General features: G+C 46.1%; 1 protein-coding gene. It reads right to left on the bottom strand.

Annotated features, from left to right (window positions below; translation table 11 throughout):
• Nucleotides 1-172 precede the first annotated feature (172 nt).
• Nucleotides 173-964: hypothetical protein (locus H4O20_RS07865; protein ID WP_221442780.1), on the bottom strand; the 792-nt coding region annotated here is incomplete at its 5' end.

The following is a 964-nucleotide window of genomic DNA, read 5'->3' as shown; positions in this document are numbered from 1 at the left end:
GGAGGTCAGTTCAAATATTGCATGACAATTTTATTGCATGAAACCACTGAAATTAGCAGTAAAGTGTACTAGATAGACAGTTACATTTGATGGATGACAGCTTTTGTAAAACTTGCTTCTTGGTCTTCATGCAGTCATATGGTACAAACACAGTCGAACTCTCTCATCTCTTCTAAACAAGAGCTGGTTTTATCATGTAATACATTCTGAGCTCCTGTAGGATGTACGGATGGTACTCAGTGCCTTGTCTGAACTCATCCAATGGTGCTGTGCTCCTTTGCAGCTCATTTACCGACAGCAGAATATGTCCAGCTCTGAGATCCACCAGAGTGGCGTGAGAATTTTGAGTTCCCTTCCTCATCTCATAAGCTTCAGGATTGTAATAGCCGGAAACTCTTCTGTTCATTTCGCCAACTTCATGTAAGAGCATGCCGGTGTTCATGTCCATCAGGAAGCGTCTGGAGGGCTCTGTTCCCTGCCTCTTCTCATAAGCTGGAGGATTGTAGAAGCCGGAAACTCTCCTGTTCATTTCGCTGACTTCCTCCTTGAGCATCCCAGTGTTCATGTCCATCAGGAAGCGTCTGGAGGGTTCTGTTCCCTGCCTGCGTAACTCAACAGGAACCGCTATGTGGTTCTCCTTACGTTCAGAAGAGTCATGGCTTTTTATGTCCTCATGCTCAGGGCTAGAAACCACTTGCCATTTAGCTGAGCCTGGTCTTCTGTCCATCTTATTTTGGTGTTCTTTGAGTAGACCGGTGTTCAGGTCCAACAGGAGGTTTCTGGAAGGTTTATTGCCTGGTTTTTGCATCTCAGTCATTCTGAGCTCCTGTAGGATGTACGGCTTGTATTCAGTTCCTTGTCTGAACTCATCCAATGGTGCTGCGTTCCTCTGCTGCTCTGTTAGTGACGGCAGCATCAGTCCAGTTCTGGGATCCACCAGAGTGACGTGTGAATTTTGAGTTCC

Origin of the sequence: Aequorivita sp. 609 (genome assembly GCF_014212065.1) — a bacterium.
Classification (GTDB): domain Bacteria; phylum Bacteroidota; class Bacteroidia; order Flavobacteriales; family Flavobacteriaceae; genus Aequorivita; species Aequorivita sinensis.
The sequence above is the reverse complement of the archived record's forward strand: the minus strand, read 5'-3'. Positions and strand labels throughout refer to the sequence as shown.